Origin of the sequence: Streptomyces aurantiacus (assembly GCF_001418335.1) — a bacterium.
GTDB classification, from domain to species: Bacteria; Actinomycetota; Actinomycetes; order Streptomycetales; family Streptomycetaceae; genus Streptomyces; species Streptomyces aurantiacus.
In genome coordinates this window covers 1-5,447 of record NZ_LIPP01000473.1, presented here as the reverse complement: position 1 = coordinate 5,447, position 5,447 = coordinate 1, and the positions used below count along the sequence as shown (strand labels likewise).

Genomic DNA, 5,447 nt, shown 5'->3' with positions numbered 1-5,447 from the left:
CACCCCCACCGACAACAATCCCCGCGCCGTCGTCCGAGATGCGCGCACGGACCCGCTCCGAGGACCCGTCCACCGCGATCTCACAGCGCCCGGCACCACTGTGGCGTACGGCGTTGGTGACGGCCTCGCGGACGACCCAGCCGAGCAGCACTTCGGCATGGGCGGACAGCGGCGGCCCCGACTGCCGGACGACGGGCTGGATACCCGCCGCCAGAAGAGCGGAGCGAGCCCGGTCGAGATCCGTGGCCAGACTGCCCTCGCGGTAGCCCGTCACCGCCTCGCGGATCTCCGTCAGGGCCTGCCGGCCGACCGACTCGATGTCGGAGACCTGCACGAGGGCCGCGTCCAGGTCCCGGTGGGCGATCCGCCGGGCCGCCTCCGACTTCACGACGATGACGGAGAGCGTGTGCCCGAGCAGGTCGTGCAGGTCACGGGAGAACCGCAGGCGTTCCTTCTCGACGGCACGGCGGGCCAACTCCTCACGTGCGGCGCGCAGTTCACGTACGGCATCCGACAGGGACAGGATCGCCGCGGTCACCATCGTGGACAGGAACGTGCCGTACGCGACGCTCACCGCGCCCCACCCGTCCCGCAGACCGGCCACGACACCCGCGAGCACGCTCAGCCCGAGGCCGGTCCCGCCGAGCCACCGCCCCCGGACGACCGCGCCCGCGGCCAGACCGAGCAGCGGGAAGAAGAGGAGCCAGCTGCCGCCGTACAGGCCGCCGAGGAAGCAGGTCACCACGCCCAGCGCGATCAGCGCGCCCCGGGTGGAACGGGCCTCGCGGGCCTTCTTGCTGAAGGCGCGGAACACCACCTGGATGTAGAGGGAGTTGAAGAGGAGAAGGCCGATGCCGCCGATCCACGGGTTCGAGGTCTTGCCCTGGAAGAGGTTGGAGAAGGCCCCCATCCCCAGCAGCAGCCAGGGCAGCAGGGCGAAGCCGCTCGGCGGCGGCCCCACCTGCTCCGGGAGCTTCCCGCTACCGTTCCCGTTCCCGTTCCCGGTCCCGTTTTCGTTCCCGCACACGGCCGGCTGACCGGCACCGACCGCGGCGTGCTCGGCCTGCTCGTCCCGCTCGGCCTGCTCGTCCCGCTCCGCCTGTTCGATCCGCTCGGTCTTCCACGGGGTCTGCGTCTCCTGCCACGCCGACATCCGGCAGCCGGCCCTTCGCAACCAGGACATGTCTTCGACCCCCGTTCGACGGCCCGCGCGGTACTGCGGTACGCGACAACAGCGTACGAGCCGCAGGCCGGCAGCCAACCGGTCAGCACGAGCACGGCTCCGAGCCGTCCCCGTCATCGTCCCCGTCTTCGTCATGGGTGTGACGCTACGAGGCGGTGGGTGGGCGCGGCAGATGCGCGATGTACGGACCGGGGCAGGACAAATGTCACGGTCGGGCCCCGCCGCGCCGCATCTGACATGACGTCAGGAGCCTTCACATGTGCCCGGGGCTCGGCTATACAGGGGATCGCCGGACTGGAACGCGTTCTAGGAACGGGCGGGTTCCCCGGCCCAGAGTCGACCTCGGTGCGGCCGACGGTGCGGACGGCCGCGCCGGGGTCTTCCCGCCCGGCAGTCAGGAGCCCCATGCCCATCGACGTTGCCCAGGCCCTCGCGGCCGAGCCCCGGTCCGCCGGGATCGCCTGGGACCACAAGGACGTCCAGCTCTACCACCTCGGCCTCGGCGCCGGCATCCCCGCGACCGACCCCGACGAACTGCGCTACACCCTGGAGTCCAGGCTGCACGTGCTGCCGAGTTTCGCGACCGTCGCGGGCGCGGGCTCCCCAGGTGTGATCGGCGGCCTCTCCATGCCCGGCATCGACGTCGACCTCGCCCATGTCCTGCACGGGGGTCAGAGCGTCGCGCTGCACCGGCCGATCCCGGTCGCGGGCGAGGCCGTCGCCACCGCCCGCATCGCGGCCGTGTACGACAAGGGCAAGGCCGCCGTCCTCGTCGTACGCACCGATGTCGCCGACGACCAGGGCCCGCTCTGGACCAACGACGCGCAGATCTTCGTACGCGGCGAAGGCGGCTTCGGCGGCGACCGGGGCCCCTCCGTCCGTCCCGAACCGCCGACCGGCCCGCCGGACCGGACGGTCGAGCGCGCGATCCGTGCGGACCAGGCACTCCTGTACCGGCTCTCCGGCGACTGGAACCCGCTGCATGCCGACCCCGAGTTCGCCAAGCTCGCCGGCTTCGACCGCCCGATCCTGCACGGGCTATGCACGTACGGGATGACGCTGAAGGCGGTCGTGGACACCGTGCTCGGCGGTGACGTCGGCCGGGTCCGCTCCTATGCCACGCGCTTCGCCGGGGTGGTGTACCCGGGGGAGACCCTGCGCATCCGCATGTGGCAGGGGGACGGCACGGTCCGGGTGACGGTGGGCGCGGCCGACCGGGACGACGCCCCGGTCCTCACCGACACGGTCGTCGAACACGGCAAGCACGGCTGAGTGCCGTAGTCACGTTTCAAGCGTTTCCAGGCATTTCCGAGCGTTTTCCCGCCTTTCCGAGCCTCCGAGGGGAGCCGCACCATGCGCGCAGCCGTACTGCACGAGATCGGCCAGGACAAGCTGGAGATAGTCGACGACGTCGAGGCGACGGGCTTCGGGCCCGGCCGGGTGCGGATCCGGGTGCGGGCCACCGGCCTGTGCCACTCCGACCTCTCGGCGATGGCAGGGGTACTGCCGCAGCCCGCGCCGTTCATCCCCGGACACGAAGGCGCCGGCGAGGTCCTGGAGGTCGGCGAGGGCGTCACGAGCGTCAAGCCCGGTGACCGGGTCGTCGTCTGCTGGCTGCCCGCCTGCGGCGACTGTCCCGCCTGCAAGCGCGGCCAGACCGAGCTGTGTCTCGCCGGGTTCATGAACGCCGGCACGCCCAACTTCAAGCGCCCCGGCGGCGACGTGTTCGGCTTCGCGGGCACCGGGACCTTCACCGAGGAGGTCGTCGTCGACGCGGGCTGCGCCGTGCCGATCCCGGACGACGTGCCCTTCGACATCGCCGCCCTCATCGGCTGCGGAGTCACCACGGGGCTCGGTGCCGCCCTCAACACCGCCGATGTGGAGGCCGGTTCGTCGGTCGCCGTCATCGGCTGCGGAGGCGTCGGCATCTCCGCGATCCAGGGTGCCCGGCTCAAGGGCGCCGCGGAGATCGTCGCCGTCGACCCCGTCCGCTCGCGTCGCGAGGCCGCGCTGAAGTTCGGCGCCACCAGGGCGCTCTCGCCCGACGAACTCCCCGACGCCAAGCAGTCGGTGACCGCGGGCGAGGGTTTCGACTACGTCTTCGAGGTCGTCGGCCGCTCCGCCACCGCCCGCACGGCGTACGACAACACCCGCCGCGGCGGCACGCTGGTCGTCGTCGGCGCGGGCGCCATGGACGACTTCCTCCAGCTCAACATGTTCGAGCTGTTCTTCGACGAGAAGCGGATCCTGCCGTCCATGTACGGCGGAGGAGACGTCCTGCGGTCCTACGAGCGGACCATCGCCCTGTGGCGCGCCGGGCGCATCGACCTGGAGGGCCTGATCACGCACCGGGTACCGCTGGGCGACATCAACGAGGCGCTCGACCAGATGCGTACGGGCGTCTCGCTGCGCACGTGCATCGAGATGTGACCTCTGTCTGTCCGATGTGATGTCTGTCCGATGTCTGTCCGACCGGCCTCCAGCGAAAGGACCTTGATGTCTCTGCCACGAGAAGGGCCACTGGAAGGGCCACTGGGAGGGCCCTCGGCAGGGCCTCTTGAAGGGCGGTCCGCGATCGTCACCGGTGCGGGCCGCGGCCTGGGCCGGGCGGAGGCGCTGGAACTCGCCCGGCTCGGTGCCGCCGTCGTCGTCAACGACTTCGGGCAGCCCGGCCGGGACGGCTCCGGCGACGCGTCGGCCGCGCCCGCCGAGGAGGTCGCCGCCGAGATCCGGGCGGCGGGCGGTCGCGCGGCAGCGCACACCGGCGACGTGGCCGACCACGAACAGGCGGGTGCGCTCGTCGAGTTGGCGGTCGCGGAGTTCGGACAGCTCGATATCCTCGTCAACAACGCGGGCATCCTGCGCGACCGGATGGTCTTCTCGATGTCCGAGGACGACTGGGACTCCGTGATCCGGGTCCATCTGAAGGGCCACTTCAACACCACCCACTTCGCGTCCGCGCACTGGCGGGCGCGGTCCAAGGCTGCGGGCGCGCCGGTGTACGGGCGGATCGTGAACACCTCCTCGGAGGCGTTCCTCGCGGGCTCAGCGGGACAGCCCAACTACGCCGCCGCGAAGGGCGGAATCGTCGGCCTGACGACCTCGACGGCACTGGCGCTCGCGAAGTACGGCGTCACGGCGAACGTAATCTGCCCGCGCGCCCGGACCCGTATGACGGCGGACGTCTTCGCGGGTCTCGGCGGTTCCGCGGGCCCCGGTGGCCTCGGTGGTGCGGACGCCGCACTCGACCCGCTCGCCCCCGAGCATGTCGCTCCGCTCGTCGGCTACTTGGCGTCCCCGGCGGCGGCACGCGTCAACGGCCAGCTCCTCGTAGTGCACGGCGGCATGGTCGCGGTCGTCGAACGGCCGCGGGTGGCCGCGAAGTTCGACACCAAGCAGGACGCCTTCACCTACGGCGAACTGGACGCGCTGCTCACGCCCCACTACGCGGACCGGCCGGCGGGGGAGACGTTCGCGGCGGCGGAGGTACTGGGCCTCAAACACGAGTGACACCGGGGACGCGACCGGCCTGACCGAGCGGGCACGGCCACACGCGGTACAGCCGTCACACGCGGAACGGCCCCGCCCGACGAGTGTCGGGCGGGGCCGTCCAGTGGTGCGGCCCGAGATGTGATCAGACCCCTGTGCCGTTCTGTTCGGCCGGCCTGCGGTGCCGTCCACGGGGCGTTGCCCCGTCCTCCTGTGCGGAGACGGGCCCCCGGTGCCGGCCCTGGCCACCGTCGTCGTCGGCTTGCGCCGACGTCCTCCGCAGGTCGGCGGCCGATGTCTCCATGGTGTGCGCGTCGCTCATGTGAAATTCACCCCGTCAACAAGATCCTTCTGTACAGCGCCGGAGATTCTATCGGTCGGTTGTGACCGCCCTGAGGGGTGGTTGGGGCTACTCGGTGGTCACTTCGAGGGGAGTGAGAGACGGGGCGGTCCCGGCGCCCACCCGGAGCGTCCGGAAGGCCGCCGGTGCCTCGGCACTGACCTGCTCGACACACAGGGGATCCAACGGCTCCAACGGTTCCAACGGCTCGGGCGCCGTGGGAGGTGACTGGCGAATGCTTTCGGCGGGCGGCGCGACGACGGTGCCTCCCTCTGCCGCCGGGGCCGGGGCCGAGCCCGAGCCCTGCGTACTCGTCCAGCCCGAGCCTTGAGTGGTCACGAGGCCCGCACCTTGCGTACTCACGGGCCCCGCACCATGCGTACTCGCGGGGCCGTACGCAGGACCGGAACCGGAACCGGGACCCGGACCCGGACC

The 5,447-nt window shown here is 71.6% G+C and carries 6 protein-coding genes; 3 read left to right on the top strand and 3 right to left on the bottom strand.

The features are described from left to right. Positions 1-1,183, bottom strand: a 1,183-nt coding sequence (locus AOK01_RS38985; RefSeq protein WP_079104099.1) for a sensor histidine kinase, incomplete at its 3' end; no start/stop codon positions are given. A gap of 405 nt (positions 1,184-1,588) precedes the next feature. Between AOK01_RS38985 and AOK01_RS38980 the strand changes: the two genes are divergently transcribed. The 3 genes from AOK01_RS38980 (at position 1,589) to AOK01_RS38970 (ending at position 4,693) form a co-directional block, all read left to right on the top strand. After that, entirely contained in the window at positions 1,589-2,455 is an 867-nt protein-coding gene (locus AOK01_RS38980) for a MaoC/PaaZ C-terminal domain-containing protein (RefSeq protein ID WP_055520237.1), read from the top strand. An 81-nt stretch (positions 2,456-2,536) separates the two neighbouring features. After that, a complete protein-coding gene (locus AOK01_RS38975) occupies positions 2,537-3,613 on the top strand; it encodes a Zn-dependent alcohol dehydrogenase (protein WP_055520235.1) in 1,077 nt (358 codons plus the stop codon). Between the two features lie 66 nt (positions 3,614-3,679). After that, positions 3,680-4,693, top strand: coding sequence for a 3-oxoacyl-ACP reductase (locus tag AOK01_RS38970; RefSeq protein ID WP_055520231.1), 1,014 nt, complete (start codon positions 3,680-3,682; stop codon positions 4,691-4,693). Positions 4,694-4,817: 124 nt separating this feature from the next. Here AOK01_RS38970 and AOK01_RS43910 read toward each other — a convergent pair whose 3' ends face one another. Further along, positions 4,818-4,994, bottom strand: coding sequence for a hypothetical protein (locus tag AOK01_RS43910; protein WP_157871664.1), 177 nt, complete (start codon positions 4,992-4,994; stop codon positions 4,818-4,820). Positions 4,995-5,081: 87 nt separating this feature from the next. Beyond that, entirely contained in the window at positions 5,082-5,351 is a 270-nt protein-coding gene (locus tag AOK01_RS43905) for a hypothetical protein (protein ID WP_157871663.1), read from the bottom strand. Positions 5,352-5,447 lie beyond the last annotated feature (96 nt).

Excerpts from the sequence above, each read along its gene's own strand:
- AOK01_RS38980 (WP_055520237.1), top strand. The coding sequence starts at position 1,589 with ATGCCCATCGACGTTGCCCAGGCCCTCGCGGCCGAGCCCCGGTCCGCC.
- AOK01_RS38975 (WP_055520235.1), top strand. The coding sequence starts at position 2,537 with ATGCGCGCAGCCGTACTGCACGAGATCGGCCAGGACAAGCTGGAGATA.
- AOK01_RS38970 (WP_055520231.1), top strand. The coding sequence starts at position 3,680 with ATGTCTCTGCCACGAGAAGGGCCACTGGAAGGGCCACTGGGAGGGCCC.
- AOK01_RS43910 (WP_157871664.1), bottom strand. The coding sequence starts at position 4,994 with ATGAGCGACGCGCACACCATGGAGACATCGGCCGCCGACCTGCGGAGG.